Origin of the sequence: Curtobacterium sp. NPDC086286, assembly GCF_044746255.1 — a bacterium.
Taxonomy (GTDB): Bacteria; Actinomycetota; Actinomycetes; order Actinomycetales; family Microbacteriaceae; genus Curtobacterium.
Genome location: NZ_JBIVBW010000007.1, coordinates 114,136 through 129,805 on the forward strand (window position 1 = coordinate 114,136; position 15,670 = coordinate 129,805).

At 72.7% G+C, this 15,670-nt stretch carries 12 protein-coding genes and 1 tRNA gene; all 13 read left to right on the plus strand.

Annotated features, from left to right (window positions below; translation table 11 throughout):
* Position 1: 1 nt before the first annotated feature.
* The 13 genes from obgE to ACIPKM_RS13955 all read left to right on the plus strand — a co-directional run bounded on the left by obgE (position 2) and on the right by ACIPKM_RS13955 (position 15,665).
* Positions 2 to 1,543, plus strand: coding sequence for a GTPase ObgE (gene obgE, locus ACIPKM_RS13895; protein WP_070416550.1), 1,542 nt, complete (start codon positions 2 to 4; stop codon positions 1,541 to 1,543).
* A gap of 7 nt (positions 1,544 to 1,550) precedes the next feature.
* Positions 1,551 to 2,369, plus strand: a complete 819-nt coding sequence (proB, locus tag ACIPKM_RS13900) for a glutamate 5-kinase (RefSeq protein ID WP_083403307.1) — start codon at positions 1,551 to 1,553, stop codon at positions 2,367 to 2,369.
* A gap of 324 nt (positions 2,370 to 2,693) precedes the next feature.
* Positions 2,694 to 3,959 (plus strand): glutamate-5-semialdehyde dehydrogenase, encoded by a 1,266-nt coding sequence (locus tag ACIPKM_RS13905; protein WP_071295401.1) that lies wholly within the window; start codon positions 2,694 to 2,696, stop codon positions 3,957 to 3,959.
* Between the two features lie 42 nt (positions 3,960 to 4,001).
* A complete protein-coding gene (locus ACIPKM_RS13910; RefSeq protein ID WP_070416548.1) occupies positions 4,002 to 4,202 on the plus strand; it encodes a hypothetical protein in 201 nt (66 codons plus the stop codon).
* A gap of 11 nt (positions 4,203 to 4,213) precedes the next feature.
* On the plus strand, positions 4,214 to 4,813 hold the full coding sequence (gene nadD, locus ACIPKM_RS13915; RefSeq protein ID WP_022907294.1) for a nicotinate-nucleotide adenylyltransferase: 600 nt from the start codon (positions 4,214 to 4,216) through the stop codon (positions 4,811 to 4,813).
* Positions 4,810 to 6,294 (plus strand): hypothetical protein, encoded by a 1,485-nt coding sequence (locus ACIPKM_RS13920; protein WP_402736943.1) that lies wholly within the window; start codon positions 4,810 to 4,812, stop codon positions 6,292 to 6,294. Before nadD ends, ACIPKM_RS13920 begins: the two co-directional genes overlap by 4 nt.
* Positions 6,295 to 6,400: 106 nt before the next feature.
* Positions 6,401 to 6,775, plus strand: a complete 375-nt coding sequence (gene rsfS, locus ACIPKM_RS13925; RefSeq protein WP_070416546.1) for a ribosome silencing factor — start codon at positions 6,401 to 6,403, stop codon at positions 6,773 to 6,775.
* A gap of 118 nt (positions 6,776 to 6,893) precedes the next feature.
* Positions 6,894 to 6,969, plus strand: a tRNA-Ala gene (locus tag ACIPKM_RS13930).
* Positions 6,970 to 7,065: 96 nt separating this feature from the next.
* Entirely contained in the window at positions 7,066 to 7,989 is a 924-nt protein-coding gene (locus ACIPKM_RS13935; RefSeq protein WP_402736944.1) for an aldose 1-epimerase family protein, read from the plus strand.
* Positions 7,968 to 9,497: an anthranilate synthase component I family protein gene (locus ACIPKM_RS13940; RefSeq protein WP_402736945.1), complete on the plus strand. Its 1,530-nt coding sequence runs from the start codon at positions 7,968 to 7,970 to the stop codon at positions 9,495 to 9,497. The genes ACIPKM_RS13935 and ACIPKM_RS13940 overlap by 22 nt, the downstream gene beginning before the upstream one ends.
* A 303-nt stretch (positions 9,498 to 9,800) precedes the next feature.
* Positions 9,801 to 10,454: a hypothetical protein gene (locus tag ACIPKM_RS13945; RefSeq protein ID WP_083295384.1), complete on the plus strand. Its 654-nt coding sequence runs from the start codon at positions 9,801 to 9,803 to the stop codon at positions 10,452 to 10,454.
* Between the two features lie 146 nt (positions 10,455 to 10,600).
* Positions 10,601 to 12,178 (plus strand): DNA polymerase Y family protein, encoded by a 1,578-nt coding sequence (locus ACIPKM_RS13950; protein ID WP_402737014.1) that lies wholly within the window; start codon positions 10,601 to 10,603, stop codon positions 12,176 to 12,178.
* Between the two features lie 22 nt (positions 12,179 to 12,200).
* Positions 12,201 to 15,665 carry an error-prone DNA polymerase gene (locus tag ACIPKM_RS13955; protein ID WP_402736946.1) on the plus strand — a complete coding sequence of 1,155 codons (3,465 nt, stop codon included), beginning with the start codon at positions 12,201 to 12,203 and terminating at the stop codon, positions 15,663 to 15,665.
* The last annotated feature ends 5 nt before the right edge of the window (positions 15,666 to 15,670 follow it).

Sequence of the window (15,670 nt, forward strand, 5' to 3'; positions counted from 1 at the left end):
CATGGCGACCTTCGTCGACCGCGTGACCCTGCACCTCACCGCGGGGAACGGCGGCAACGGCTGCGTGTCGGTCCGCCGTGAGAAGTTCAAGCCGCTGGCCGGCCCGGACGGCGGCAACGGCGGTGACGGTGGCGACATCGTCCTCGTCGCCGACCCTCAGGTGACGACCCTGCTCGGCTACCACCGTTCGCCGCACCGTTCCTCCAAGAACGGGCAGCCCGGCATGGGCGACATGCGGAGCGGCATCAGCGGTGAGACGCTCGAGCTCCCGCTGCCGATCGGCACCGTCGTGTACGACGAGAACGGCGACGTCCTCGCGGACATGACCGAGCCGGGAATGCGCGTCGTCATCGCCCCCGGCGGTCAGGGCGGTCTCGGCAACGCCGCGCTCTCGACCACGAAGCGCAAGGCCCCCGGGTTCGCGCTGCTCGGCACCGAGGGCTGGGCCGGTGACGTCAGCCTCGAGCTGAAGACCATCGCCGACGTCGCCCTCGTCGGGTTCCCGAGCGCCGGCAAGTCCTCGCTCATCGCCGCGATCTCCGCCGCGAAGCCGAAGATCGCCGACTACCCGTTCACGACCCTCACGCCGAACCTCGGCGTCGTCGAGTCCGGGTCCACCCGCTTCACCGTCGCCGACGTCCCCGGTCTGATCGAGGGCGCGTCGGAGGGCAAGGGCCTCGGCCTCGAGTTCCTCCGTCACGTCGAGCGCTGCGAGGCACTCCTGCACGTGATCGACTGCGCCACGCTCGACCCCGGCCGTGACCCGATCAGCGACCTCGACGTCATCCTCGGCGAACTCGAGCGCTACCCGGTCCCCGAGGGGCAGGTGCCGCTGCTCGAGCGCCCGCAGATGATCGCGCTCAACAAGGTCGACGTGCCCGAGGCCGAAGAGCTCGCCGCCTTCGTGCGCGACGAGCTCGAGGGCCGTGGCTACCGCGTCTTCCCGATCTCGACCGCGTCCCGCAAGGGCCTGCGCGAGCTGACGTTCGCGCTGGCCGACGTCGTGGAGCAAGCCCGCGCCTCCCGTGCCGCCGAGCCGGTGGCCGAGCGCATCGTCCTCCGCCCCAAGGCGGTCGACGACAAGCCCTTCACCATCCGCGCCGAAGGCGGCGAGGAACACCGCTTCTACCGCATCCGCGGTGCGAAGCCGGAGCGCTGGGTGCAGCAGACCGACTTCACGAACGAAGAGGCGATCGGCTACCTCGCCGACCGCCTGGCGAAGCTCGGCGTCGAGGACGGCCTGTTCAAGGCCGGAGCCGTCGCCGGGTCCACCGTCGTCATCGGTGGCGACGGCGGCACGATCTTCGACTGGGAGCCCACGCTCACCTCGACCGCGGAGCTCATCACGAGCGCCCGCGGGACCGACGCCCGGATCGGCGCGACCTCGCGTCCGACCCGCAACGAGCGTCGCGAGGAGTACTTCGAGCGCATGGACGCCAAGGCCGCGGCGCGTGCCGAGCTCGAGCAGGAGCGCATCGCCGGGCTGTGGGCGGAGGACGGAGACCTGTCTCCCGCAGAAGCCGACCGGGACGACAGGGACTGACCACGGCATGACCGACACGACCGCACGCACCGACCTCGGACCCGTCACCCGGCGCGAGGACATCCCGCGTGCCAAGCGGATCGTGGTCAAGGTCGGGTCGTCGTCGGTCAGCGGTGACAACACCGGGCAGATCGCTCCGCTCGTCGACGCCATCGCGGCAGCGCACGCCCGGGGGACCGAGGTCGTCCTCGTGTCCTCCGGCGCCATCGCCACCGGGTTCCCGTTCCTCGGGCTCGAGGGCCGCCCCGACGACCTCGCCACCCAGCAGGCCGCCGCCGCGACCGGGCAGAACGTCCTGATGTTCCGGTACCAGAAGGAACTCGACCGGCACGCGGTCGTCGCGGCGCAGATCCTCCTGACCGCGGGGGACCTGCAGAACCCGACGCACCGGGTGAACGCGCAGCGGGCCATCGACCGGTTGCTCGCACTGCGGGTGCTGCCGATCGTGAACGAGAACGACACCGTGGCCACGCACGAGATCCGCTTCGGGGACAACGACCGGCTCGCGGCGCTCGTGGCCCGGCTGCTCGGGGCCGATGCGCTCGTGCTGCTGTCCGACGTGGAGTCGCTCTACACGCGGCCCCCGGAGCAGCCCGGCGCGGAGCCGATCACGCACGTGCCGTTCGGCGACGAGCTCGCCGGGGTCACGTTCGGGTCGATCGGTGGCGCGGGCGTGGGGACCGGGGGAGCGGGGACGAAGGTCGCTGCCGCCCGGCTCGCGGCCGAGGCCGGCACGGCGGTGCTCGTGACGGCGACGGCGCTCGTGGAGCGGGCGTTGGCGGGGGAGCAGGTCGGGACCTGGTTCGAGGCGGCGGCGCGGGGCTGACGGGCTCGGTTCCGGTTCGTTCGGTACGGTTCGTTCGGTTCGGTTCGGTTCGGTTCGGTTCGGGAGGCGCGGGTCGGCTTCGACGCGCCGCTCACGTCCGCCGAGGGGGCATTGTTCGTCACTCTCGGCGTCTCCGAGCGACGGATTCCGCGACCTCGGCGGCACGCCTGCGGCGTGTCGTGCCCGCTCGCGGGGCGCGCGGACCGAGGGGTGAGGACGCTGCGGGCGTGTGCTGACTCCTCCACAGGAGCCGCGCCTCCAGGGCCCTCCACAGGTGAGCCGGACCGCCGTCATGTGGCGGACCCCCGCGCCTAGAATCGAGCCATGTCGCTGACCGCATCCGCCCCGACCCTGACCGACAAGCTCGTCGCTGCGCGCGACGCGGCGTCGGTCCTCGCCACGGCGACGACCGCGGTGAAGGACGCGGCGCTCCTCGCGATCGCGGCGGGCGTGCGACAGGCGACGGACGAGATCGTCGCGGCCAACCACGAGGACCTCTTGGCGGGCGAGGAGAGCGGGCTCTCGTCCGGGCTCCTCGACCGGCTACGGCTCGATCCCGTCCGCATCGACGCCCTCGCCGCCGCGGTCGAGCACGTCGTCGGCCTCACCGACCCGGTCGGGCAGCACGTCCGCGGGTCGCGGTTGCCGAACGGGCTGCAGCTCTCCCAGGTGCGGGTGCCGTTCGGGGTCGTCGGCGCGATCTACGAAGCGCGGCCGAACGTCACGGTCGACATCGCCAGCCTCGCGCTGAAGAGCGGCAACGCGGTCGTGCTCCGGGGCGGCTCGGCGGCGCAGCACACCAACGCGGTGCTCGTCGCCCGGATCCAGGACGCCGTCGCCTCGGCTGGGTTGCCGCGCGAACTCGTGCAGACGATCGACGAGTTCGGGCGTGCCGGCGCGACCGACCTGATGCGGGCACGCGGGCTCGTCGACGTGCTCATCCCGCGGGGCAGCGCGTCACTGATCCAGACCGTCGTGACCGAGTCGCAGGTGCCCGTGATCGAGACGGGTGCCGGGGTCATCCACGTCTTCCTCGACGAGTCGGCCCCGCTCGACCGGTCGATCGACATCGTCCTGAACAGCAAGGTGCAGCGGCCCAGCGTGTGCAACGCGCTCGAGACGCTCCTCGTGCACGAGCGGGCGGCCGACCGGCTCCTGCCCGCGCTGGCCGACCGGCTGCGGGCCGCCGGCGTCACGCTCCGCGGTGACGACGCCACGCGGGTGCTCGTGCCCGGTGTGCTCCGGGCGACGGACGACGACTGGGCGACCGAGTCGATGGACCTCGACCTGTCCGTCCGGGTGGTGCCCGACGTCGATGCGGCGATGGCGCACATCGCGCGCTGGTCGACGCACCACACCGAGTCGATCGTCACGAACGACGTCGACACGGCCGAGCGCTTCCTGGCCGAGGTCGACTCCGCGGTCGTGATGGCGAACGCCTCGACGCGGTTCACCGACGGCGGGGAGTTCGGGTTCGGTGCCGAGGTGGGGATCTCCACGCAGAAGCTGCACGCTCGTGGGCCGATGGGGCTGCCCGAGCTGACGAGCACCAAATGGATCGTGCGCGGGCAGGGACAGATCCGCGGCTAGACTGAACGGCGAATTCCCCCGACCGAACGGAGCATCGGATCAATGACCTTCCTCGCAGAAGCCGCTGAGCACGCCTCGGGGGTCCCCGCGTACGTGTTCCCGCTCGTCGGTGCCCTCTTCTTCGCGTTCCTCGGGTTCGTGACCTGGAGCTTCCGCGACGTGGCCTACCGCCACTCGCACAAGTTCGAGGCCACGCGCACCCACGAGACGGGTGTCGACGAGTTCGGTCGCGCCGAGCACTGACCCGCGACTCCATGCTCGAGAGCACGGGGCGGCCTCGCATCGGCGTGATGGGTGGCACGTTCGACCCGATCCACAACGGCCACCTCGTGGCAGCGTCCGAAGTGGCGCGCGCGTTCGACCTCGACGAAGTGGTCTTCGTCCCCACGGGGCAGCCGTACATGAAGTCCGGTGTGACCGACGCCGAGCACCGCTACCTCATGACCGTCGTCGCCACGGCGTCGAACCCGATGTTCACCGTGAGCCGCGTGGACATCGACCGCCCGGGCCCGACCTACACGGTCGACACGCTGAAGGACCTGCACGAGCAGCGACCCGACGCGCAGCTGGTCTTCATCTCCGGCGCAGACGCCGTCCAGCAGATTGTCGACTGGAAGGACCATGATGGCCTCTGGGACCTCGCGCACTTCGTCGCTGTGACACGTCCGGGACACGCCTTGAGCATCACGGGTCTGCCCGAACGAGACGTAAGCTTGCTCGAAGTTCCCGCGCTGGCAATATCGTCGACCGACTGCCGCGACCGGGTGAGACGTGGTTTCCCCGTGTGGTACTTGGTCCCCGACGGTGTCGTCCAGTACATCTCCAAGCACCATCTGTATCGGAGCGTTGCATGAGTTCGTCCGACGCGCAGCCGCCTCTGTCGCGGCGCCAGGCGCGCGAGCGGGAGCGTGCCGCCGCGGGCGGTGCGCAGCCCGTGACGCCGCCCCCGACCGTCGCCGCCCCGGCCGAGCAGCCGGAAGTGCGCCACCGTCCCGGCAGCCACGTCGCTCCCGCCCCTGGCGCACCCGCACAGTCCGCCGTGCCGTCGTCGGCCTCGTCGCCGTCGTCCGCCGGCTCCGGTGTGCCGTCGATGCCCCCGGCCTCGGCGACCGAGATCGTCCCCGGCTCGGGCGGGCTCACCCGTCGGCAGATCCGGCAGCTGCGTGCGGCCGAGGGGCAGGCGATCCAGCCCGTCCCGCTGCAGAACCCGACCCCGCAGTCGTCCGACCGCACCGTCGAGGACGTCCTCGGTTCGGTCGACGCGCTGCACGGTGGACCGGAGCGCCCTGGCACGCCGGACGCGACGGGCACGCCGGACGCGACGGGCACGTCGACTGCCGAGCCCGAGCCGCTCGCGCAGGAGTCCTCCGTCGACCCCGAGCCCTCGGCCGAGACGGTCGTGCTCGACCAGGCAGCCGTGGCGCAGGCGACCGAGGCGGACGGATCGCCCGACGCGATCGAGCCCCTCGAGGAAGCCGCCGCCCACAGCGAAGAGCCGCGTCGCCACCGTTCGACCTGGGCCCCGCCCGAGGCCACCGAGCCGTCCGACACCGATGCCGACTCGGACACGCCGGACGCGCCAGACGCTCCGGAAACCCCGGGCACGCCGGACGTTCTTGCCACGGCGCAGCGGACCCCGATCCAGTCCTCCACGCCGGCGGTGTTCCCGCTCTCGCTGGACGAGGACGACACGAACGAGGTCCCGGTCCAGAAGGCCGCCCAGCCCGCGCGCGCCGCCTCGGCACCCACGTCGAGTGGCGCGCCGTCGTCCGCCGGCGACACCGATGGCGACGCCGATGCCCCCCGCGTGCCGGCCTCGTTCCAGCGTCCGGCCGAGCCGAAGCCCCTCACGACCGCGTTCGAGCCGCCCGTCGGCCACTGGTCGCAGCAGGCGCACGACTCGAACGACGCCGAGGTCCACGACGAGGAGACCGGCACCCGCCGCGTCGCCGTGACCAACACGAACGCGATCATCCTGCCGAACTCGGCCCTCGCCGACCCGACGGGTGCGCTGAACGCCACGGGCGAGGTCATCCTCACCGGCTCGATCGACCTGCCGGCGTCGCTGTCCTCGACCGGATCGCACCGGCCGATCGACGGTGCCGAGGTCGACCGTCTGCTCGAGCAGCACGACGAACAGCCCGACACGGACGCCAGCCCGGTCCGTGCCAGCCGTGCGGTGTCGAGCCACACCTCCACGCGGCAGGTCGTCCTCGCGGCGGCCAAGCCGAAGGAGTCGCGCACGCCACTCATCCTCGGCGTGACGGTCGGTGCCGTCGGCGTCGCTGCTGCAGCCGTCATCATCGTGGCCCTCGTCACGACCCACACGTTCTGAGTCCTCCCCACCGCGCACGGCCTGGCCGTGTGTCGGTGGGTGGCTTATGATCGTGACCCATCAAGCGATCCGGCAGCCTGCCAGGTCGACCGACCGGAAGGAATCCGTGACCGCCTCCTCACGCGCAGTGGAACTCGTGCAGATCGCCGCCCAGGCGGCCGACGCCAAGCAGGCCGAGGACCTCGTCGCCCTCGACGTGACCGGGCCGCTGCAGCTCACCGACGTGTTCCTGCTCGCGACCGGCCGGAACGAGCGCAACGTGCTCGCCATCGCGGACGAGATCGAAGAGCGCCTCCTCGAAGCCGGGGCCAAGCCGCTCCGTCGTGAAGGCCGGAGCGAGGGCCGCTGGGTCCTCATCGACTTCGGCGACATCGTCGTGCACGTCTTCCACGAAGAAGACCGCCAGTACTACTCGCTCGAGCGTCTCTGGTCGGACTGCCCGACCATCCCGCTCGAGCTCCCGGTGGACCACACCGCGTAGGTGCGACGCGCCCGGGTGGCGGCGACGATTTCGTCACCCGGCGTTCGCATGGTGTACGCTTCTATGGTGCCTCCGGGGAACGGGGGCACACTGAAGTCGGTGGGAACACCAACACTTCGGGTCTGTGGCGCAGCTGGTAGCGCACCTGCATGGCATGCAGGGGGTCAGGGGTTCGAGTCCCCTCAGATCCACCATCACCCCCGCGGTTCTCCGGAACCGCGGGGGTCTTCTCGTTCCGGGGACGCGCGCCCGAGGCGATCCGGCTCCCGCGTCCCCAGTACGCTGAGCGCATGAGCAGCGACGCACCCCTGTCCGGTTCCGCCCTGACGATCACCGCCGGCGGCTACACGGCCGAGATCACCTCGGTGGGGGCGACGCTGCGGACGTTCCGGTTCGAGGGACGCGACCTGGTCGTGCCGTTCGACGCCGACGAGGTCCGCCCGGCCTTCCGCGGAGCCGTCCTGGCGCCGTGGCCGAACCGGGTCGTCGACGGGAAGTACACGTTCGGCGGGACCGAGCACGAGCTCGCGCTGACCGAGCCGAAGCGACAGCACGCGCTGCACGGACTGGTCGCCTGGACCGACTTCCGGATCGTCGCCCACGAACCGGACCGCGCGGTCCTCGGCACGACGGTGCCTGCACAGGCCGGCTACCCGTTCCGCGTCGAGGTGCTCGTCGAGTACCGCGTCGACGGCGAGGGGCTGCACACGACGGTCACCGGGACGAACACCGGTGCCGACGCGGCACCGTGGGGGACCGGTCCGCACCCGTACCTCGTCGCCGGCGAGGGTCGTGTCGACGACTGGACCCTGACGCTGCCCGCGGCCGAGGTGCTCGAGGTCACCGAGGACCGCCTCGTCCCGACGGGCCTCGCGCCCGTGCACGACGAGTTCGACCTGCGCTCCGCGACGCGCATCGGCGACCGGTTCATCGACCACGCCTTCACCGGGTTCGACCGCGACGCCGACGGCAGCGCGACGATCGTCCTCACCGCCGCCGACGGCCGCGGTGTCCGTGCCTCGTTCGGCCCGGAGTGCGGGTGGGCGCAGGTGCACACCGCCGACCACGTCGTGCCGGAGTACCACCGTGCGGGTCTCGCGGTCGAGCCGATGACCTGTGCGCCGGACGCTTTCAACGCCGGGTCCGACGCCGGACTCGTCGTGCTCGAGCCCGGGTCCTCGTCGGCGGCCTCGTGGACGATCGCGGCGGTCTGACGGCAGCACCCGCGTCCGCCCGGATCGAGGTCCGGCGGCTGCCGTCGACTCCCGACCTCGGCGCCCTCGCCGCCGCGTCCGGCGCCGACGTGGTCTGGCTCGACTCCTCGCTGCCGGCCGGTTCGCCCCCGACCGCGCACGCCCGTGCCCGGTGGTCGGTCCTGGCGCTGACGGACGGCCCGTTCGCAGCGCGGTTCCGGCACGAGACGCGACGGGCGTTCGTCGAGACGACCCCGGCGTCCCGATCGTGGTTCGGGGGCGTCGCGACCGCCGAGGGATCGGACCGACCCGCCTTCGCGGTCCTCACCGAGTTGCTCGCGCGCACCCCGGTGCTGCCGGAACCGGTCGCGGGCTGCGGCTTCGCGCTCGGCTGGGTCGGGTTCCTCGGCTACGAGCTCGGTCGCGAGTCGGACGGCGTCGACCGGACGGCCGAGGGGCACGCGGACGCGGACCTGCGGTTCGTCGACCGCGCGGTGGTCGTGGACGCCGCCGGTGACGCCTGGGCACTCGCCCTGGCGAGCGATGCGGAACCCGGGGCCAGCGCGCGGAACCGCGCATGGCTGGAGACGGTGACCGCCCCGGTCACGCGGGTCGACGTCGACGACGTGGCCCCGTTCCTCCCGGGCCCCGCTCCGGCGACCGGGCGCGTCACGCGCGCCGCCTACGAGACGGCGGTGGACGCGTGCCGCGCGGAGATCCGTGCGGGCAACGCGTTCCAGGTGTGCCTCACGACCGCCTTCGCGGTGCCGCCGGTCCAGGAGGCGCGGCGTGGCCCCGCCACGGACCCCCACCTGACCGAGTACCTGCGGCTGCGCGCGGCGGACCCCGTCCCGTTCGGTGCGTACCTACGGCTCGGCCCGCTGCGCGTGGCGAGCCGGTCTCCTGAGCGGTTCCTGCGGATCGATGCGTCCGGGACGGTGTCCGCGGAGCCGATCAAGGGGACCCGACGGCGCTCCGACGACCCTGTGGAGGACGAAGCGATCCGTGCCGGACTCGCCGTGAGCGCGAAGGACCGTGCCGAGAACGTCATGATCGTCGACCTGCTCCGGAACGACCTGCTCCGGACGGCGGTACCGGGGTCGGTGCACGTCGACCGGCTCTGCGACGTCGAGACCTACGCGAGCGTGCACCAGATGGTGTCGACGATCGGTGCGGTCCTGCCCGCGGGGACGTCGCGGGCAGCCGTTGTGCACGCCGCGTTCCCGCCCGGGTCGATGACCGGCGCGCCGAAGATCAGTGCCATGGGGATCGCGGATCGGCTCGAGGACGGGCCTCGCGGGCTGTACTCGGGTGCGATCGGGTACTTCTCGGCCAGCGGCGCGGTCGACCTGTCGGTGGTGATCCGCACACTGGTGACGGTCATCGACGACCGGGGCACGGTGCGGTCGCGGTCGTTCGGTGCCGGCGGCGCGGTGACGTGGTCGTCGGTCGCCACGGACGAGGCGGACGAGGTCGAGACGAAGACGCGCTCGGTGCTCGCCGGTGTGGGGGCCGTCGCCCGCTGGTGACGGCGGATCGTCGGGCGGCGGTGCCGGATCACTCCTCCACAGGGTGCTGATCCACCGCTCACACGGCGTGTCGAACGCGTGTTCGAAGCAACTGTCCACAGGATGTCAGACCCGATTGACATCATCGAACACATGTTCGAATATGAGGGCATGCAGACGGCGGCGGCACTCCGATCGCCCGGGGCTCACGGAGAGCCGACCGGGCGGCCCGGTCCTGCCCGGCCGGTGCGGCGGGTCGACCACCTCGGTGACGCCCGCGCCGCACTCGAACGGATCACCTCGCTGCGGTCGCGTGTGGCCGAAATGGAGTCCACCCGGGTCGACACCGAGGGGCTGCCCACGGCCGAGGCGCTCGCACCGCTCCTGCCGGGTGGCGCGATCCGCGTGGGCGGGTCCTACTCGGTGCACGAGTCGGTGCTCCTCGCGATGACGATGCTGCAGGCAGCCTCGGCCGCCGGTGCCTGGTGCGCGGTGGTGGGGGTGCCGTCCTTCGGGGTCGAGGCAGCGGCCGCGGCCGGCATCGACCTCGAACGGCTCGTGCTCGTACCGGACCCGGGCGACCAGTGGCTCACCGTGACGGCCGCGCTGGCGGACGTCGCCCAGATCGTCCTCACCCGTCCGCTCGGTCGGGTGGTGCCGGGCGACGTCTCCCGGCTGTCGGCACGGCTGCGACAGCGTGGTGGTGCGCTCGTCGCGCTCGGTTCCTGGCCCGGGGCCGACGTCTCGCTGCGGGTGACCCGGTCCGAGTGGAGCGGCATCGGGGACGGGCACGGCTTCCTGACGGAACGACGGGTCACGGTGTCGGCGTCCGGTCGTGCCGGAGCGGGGCGACCCGTGGACGCCGACCTGCTGCTGCCCGCGGCGGACGGCACGGTCCGGGCCGCCGTCCCCACCGCTGCGGCGTCCGGCCCCGGCCGGACGACACCCGTGCTGCGTCCCGTGGCGGTGGCGTCGTGAGCCCCCGGGGCGGCGGCCGGACCCGGACGACCGGGTCCCGGGTCACCGGTGCCCTCGCCGGACGCGGGCCCGGGGCCGGCGCGGGTGCGGCGGGCGTGCCCGATGCGCGGTCGATCCGAGCCGACGCACTCGCCCGCGGTGGGGCGCTGCCCGAGCCCCCGCCGACCCGGACGATCGTGCTGTGGTGCCCGGACTGGCCGGTGATCGCGGCCGCTCGCGCTGCCGGGTCGCCGCCGGACCACCCGTTCGCCCTCGTGGTGAAGGGCCAGGTGTACGCCAGTTCCGCCAGTGCCCGGCAGCACGGCGTGGTCCGGGGGCTCCGCGTGCGCGAGGCACAGGCGCGCTGCCCCGAGCTCGTCGTGCAGCCCTACGACGACGCGCTCGACCACCGGGCGTTCGAACCGGTCATCCGCGCGGTCGAGGCGGCGGTCCCCGGTGTCGAGGTCCTCCGCCCGGGCACCCTCGCGCTGCGGTCCCGCGGGCCGGCCCGGTACTACGGCGGAGAACGAGCCGCCGCGGCGACCCTCGCCGGCATCGCTGCCGACCACGGCGCTCCCGGGGTGCGCGCCGGCGTCGCGGACACCCCGTTCGCCGCTGAACAGGCCGCACGGGCTCGCCCGGCACGTCCGGGGGAGCGGGTGCGGATCGTGCCCGTCGACGGCTCGGCGCCGTTCCTGGCCGGGCTGCCGCTCGGCGTGCTCGGCGACGCCGACCTCGCGATGCTGCTCGGGCGCCTCGGCATCCAGACCCTCGGCGAGTTCGCCGCGCTGGCCGACGAACAGGTGCGCGACCGGTTCGGACTCGCCGGGGCGTTCCTGCACCGGCTCGCCGGCGGTCGTGACCCGCGAGAGGTCGCGGCGCGCGCGGTCCCGCCCGAACTCCGGGTCGAGGCGTCGTTCGAACCCCCGCTCGAACGTGCCGACCAGATCGCGTTCGCGTTCCGTCGCTCCGCTGACGACTTCGCCGCACGCCTCCGGGCAGCCGGACTCGTCGCCACCACGATCCGGGTCGGCATCGTCGACGAGCGGGACATCCTGCTCGAGCGCACGTGGGTGCACCCGCGGTGGTTCGACGCCGCCGACGTGGTGGACCGGGTGCGCTGGCAGCTCGCCGGCGGGGTGGACCCGACCGGGCTCGAGGCGCCGGTCGTCCAGGTGGTGCTCGAGCCCGTCGCGGTCGACGACATGGCGAACCACGAACGCGGGCTCTGGGGGACCGGACCGGACGAACGCGTGCACCACGGTCTCGCCCGCGTGCAGGGACTGGTCGGGCACGACGGGGTGGTCACGCCACGGATCGGCGGCGGGCGCACCCTGGCCGAACGCGTGGTGCTCGTGCCGTGGGGCGACGCTCCCGTCGGTGGCGAGCGTGCGCTGGCGACCGTCCGCGACCGCCCGTGGCCCGGCAAGCTTCCCGGTCCGCCGCCGGCGACCGTGCTCGACCGTCCGCGCCCGGTGGACGTCGTCACCGGCGACGGCGGCACCGTCGACGTCGACGACCGCGGCGTCCTCACCGGGGTCCCGGAACGGTTCCGTGCCGAGGGGGAGCGTGGTGGCCGGTTCGACGCCGTGACCGCGTGGGCCGGACCGTGGCCGCTCGTCGTGCGCTGGTGGGAGGCCGGCGGACGCCGACTCCACCGGTTGCAGCTCGTCGACGCCGACGGACGTGCGTGGTACCTCGTGCTCGCCGACCACCGGTGGTGGGCCGAGGCGGTGGCGACGTGACCGCCCGGACGGGGGAACACTGATGGGGTACAGCAACCCGCCGATCCCGTGGTCCCAGTTCGAACGTGCGCTGTCCGACAAGCGGAGCCCCGGCAGCACGCACGACGGCGACGGCGGGGACAGCCCCGCGTGGTCCCGCAAGCGCGAGCCCTACGCGCCGACGACCCCGCCGGTGGCCGACGACACGAACGTGCCGGTCGTGCCGTACGCCGAGCTGCACGCGCACTCGACGTTCAGCTTCCTCGACGGCGCGAGCGGCCCGGAACAGCTCTTCGAAGAGGCCGCTCGGTTGCACCTGCACGGGCTCGCCCTCACCGACCACGACGGCTTCTACGGTGCCGCGCGCATGGCCGAGGTGGCCGAGGTCTACCCGACCGTCGCCACGGTGTACGGCACCGAGCTGTCCCTCGGGTTGACCGAACCGCAGAACGGCGTACCCGACCCCGAGGGCACGCACCTGCTCCTGCTGGCGGACGGGCAGGACGGGTACCACCGGCTCGCCGGCGCCGTCACCCGGGCGCACCTGGCCGCCGGCGCCGAGAAGGGACGACCCCGGTACGACCTCGACGACCTCGCAGCACGATCGGACGGGCGCTGGCGCGTCCTGACCGGGTGCCGCAAGGGGGCCGTCCGGCAGGCGCTCGAGCGCGGGGGCGAGTCCGCGGCCGAGGACGCCCTGCGCGCCCTGCTCGACCGGTTCGGCACGGCGGGGGTCGTCGTCGAGCTCACCGACCACGGCGACCCGATGGACACCGCGCGGAACGACGCCCTGGCCGCGCTCGCCGCGAAGCACGCGCTGCCCACGGTGGCCACGGGCAACGTGCACTACGCCACCCCGGACCGCTTCCCGGTGGCGACGGCGCTCGCCGCGGTCCGGGCCCGCCGCAGTCTCGACGAGATCGACGGCTGGCTGCCGGCCGCACCGACGGCCCACCTCCGCTCGGGGGCGGAGATGACCCGGCGGTTCGCCCGCTACCCCGGGGCGATCGAGCACAGCGTCGAACTCGCCGACGAGCTCGGGTTCCGGCTGAAGACGGTCAAGCCCGGGTTGCCCGACATCGACGTCCCCGACGGGCACACCACGATGTCCTGGCTGCGGGAACTCACCTGGCGCGGCGCCCGCCGGTTCTACCCCGGCAGCGCGGACGGTGTCGACCCGCAGAAGCGCGAGCGCATCGAGCGCGAGCTCTCGGTGATCGAGGACAAGGACTTCCCCGGCTACTTCCTCATCGTGCGGGACATGGTGCAGTACGCCCGTGAGCGCGGCATCCTCTGCCAGGGCCGCGGCTCGGCGGCGAACTCGGCGGTCTGCTACCTGCTCGAGATCACCGCGGTCGACTCGATCCGCTACGGGCTGCCGTTCGAGCGTTTCCTGTCGGCCATGCGCGACGAGGAACCCGACATCGACGTCGACTTCGACTCCGACCGGCGTGAAGAGGTCATCCAGTACGTCTACGAGAAGTACGGCCGGTTCAACGCCGCACAGGTCGCGAACGTCATCACCTACCGGCCGAAGGGCGCCGTGCGGGACATGGCGAAGGCGCTCGGCCACAGCCCCGGGCAGCAGGACGCCTGGTCGAAGCAGGTCGAACGCTGGGGCTCGGTGACCGAGAGCCAAGACCACGACATCCCGGACACCGTGGTCGACATGGCGCAGCAGGTGCTCGGGTTCCCCCGGCACCTCGGCATCCACTCCGGCGGCATGGTCCTCACCGACCGGCCCGTGGGCGAGGTCGTGCCGATCGAGCACGCCCGCATGGACGGCCGGACGGTGCTGCAGTGGGACAAGGACGACTGCGCCTACATGGGGCTCGTGAAGTTCGACATGCTCGGGCTCGGCATGCTCGCCGCGCTGCAGTACTCGTTCGACCTCGCCGACGAGCACTGCGGGGAGCGGTGGGACATGCACTCCATCCCGAAGGAGGAACAGGGCGTCTACGACCAGCTGTGCCGCGCGGACACCATCGGGGTGTTCCAAGTGGAGTCCCGAGCGCAGATGGGGACGCTGCCCCGACTGCTGCCGCGGCGCTTCTACGACCTCGTGATCGAGGTCGCCCTGGTGCGCCCCGGGCCGATCCAGGGCGGCGCGGTCCACCCGTACATCCGGCGGCGCACGGGCGAAGAGCCGATCACGTACATCCACCCGTCGCTCGAACCCGTGCTCGAGCGGACCCTCGGCGTCCCGCTCTTCCAGGAACAACTGATGCAGATGGCGATCGCGGTGGGCGGGTGCTCGGGGGACGACGCCGACCTGCTCCGGCGTGCGATGGGGTCGAAGCGCGGGCACGAGAAGATCGACCGGCTGCGCGAGAAGCTCTACGCCGGGATGGCTGCGAACGACATCCACGGCGAGGACGCCGACGCCATCTACGCCAAGATCCAGGCGTTCGCGAACTTCGGCTTCGCGGAGAGCCACTCCATCAGCTTCGCGCTCATCGTCTACGCGAGCGCGTGGATGCGACTGCACTACCCCGGAGCCTTCCTCGCCGCGCTGCTCCGTGCGCAGCCGATGGGGTTCTACTCACCCCAGACCCTGGTGGCCGACGCCCGTCGGCACGGGGTCACCGTCCTGCGACCGGACATCCTGCGCTCCGGCGTGGACGCCACGTTGGAGCCGCTGCACGACGACGCCGCCGACGACGACGCCGACGGTGGTCCAGGAGGCGCGGCGCACGTCCACGCGACGGGTCACGACGACTGCCTGGCCGAGGAACAACCCCCGGTGCTGCCGTTCGACAAGGCCACGCCCGACGACACGGCGCGGCACCGGCGGGACGGCGCCTTCGCGGTCCGTCTCGGGCTGGCCGAGGTCTCCTCGCTCGGCCGGAAGAGCGCCGAGAAGATCGTCGCCGAGCGGGACGCCCACGGTCCCTTCACCGACATGTCCGACCTCGCTCGCCGTGTCGGCCTGACCACGGCGCAGCTCGAGGCGCTCGCCGCCGCCGACGCCTTCGCGTCGATCGGGGTCGACCGGCGCGGTGGGATGTGGTCGGCAGCACAGGCCGCGGCCGAGCGTCCCGACCAGCTGCCCGACACCCAGGTGACGGTGCAGCCGCCGCTGTTCGGGCAGATGACCAGCGGTGACGTCCTCATCGCGGACATGTGGTCGACGGGGATGACGACGGACGACCATCCCGTGCGGCACGTCCGTGGCGGCCTCGTGGCCCGCGGGGTGCTCAGCGTCCAGGACACCGCGACGGCCGAGACCGGACGGCGGGTCGAGGTCGGAGGGATCGTGACGCACCGGCAGCGTCCGGCGACGGCGTCCGGCATCACGTTCATGAACGTCGAGGACGAGACCGGGTTGGTGAACGTGATCTGCAGCGTCGGGGTGTGGGGGCGGTACCGACGGGTCGCGCGCGAGGCGCCGGCCGTGATCGTGCGGGGGATCCTCGAGCGGTCGCCGGACGGGGTCGTGAACCTGGTGGCCGACCGGATCGAACACCTGTCCCTGTCGGTCCGCACCCGGTCGAGGGACTTCCAGTGACCGAC

What these genes read in the sequence shown, in the direction of transcription:
- ACIPKM_RS13905 (WP_071295401.1), top strand. Translation starts at nt 2,694, where the DNA reads ATGTCGCTGACCGCATCCGCCCCGACCCTGACCGACAAGCTCGTCGCT.
- ACIPKM_RS13910 (WP_070416548.1), top strand. Translation starts at nt 4,002, where the DNA reads ATGACCTTCCTCGCAGAAGCCGCTGAGCACGCCTCGGGGGTCCCCGCG.
- ACIPKM_RS13945 (WP_083295384.1), top strand. Translation starts at nt 9,801, where the DNA reads ATGGAGTCCACCCGGGTCGACACCGAGGGGCTGCCCACGGCCGAGGCG.
- ACIPKM_RS13935 (WP_402736944.1), top strand. Translation starts at nt 7,066, where the DNA reads ATGAGCAGCGACGCACCCCTGTCCGGTTCCGCCCTGACGATCACCGCC.
- proB (WP_083403307.1), top strand. Translation starts at nt 1,551, where the DNA reads ATGACCGACACGACCGCACGCACCGACCTCGGACCCGTCACCCGGCGC.
- ACIPKM_RS13955 (WP_402736946.1), top strand. Translation starts at nt 12,201, where the DNA reads ATGGGGTACAGCAACCCGCCGATCCCGTGGTCCCAGTTCGAACGTGCG.
- ACIPKM_RS13920 (WP_402736943.1), top strand. Translation starts at nt 4,810, where the DNA reads ATGAGTTCGTCCGACGCGCAGCCGCCTCTGTCGCGGCGCCAGGCGCGC.
- obgE (WP_070416550.1), top strand. Translation starts at nt 2, where the DNA reads ATGGCGACCTTCGTCGACCGCGTGACCCTGCACCTCACCGCGGGGAAC.
- nadD (WP_022907294.1), top strand. Translation starts at nt 4,214, where the DNA reads ATGCTCGAGAGCACGGGGCGGCCTCGCATCGGCGTGATGGGTGGCACG.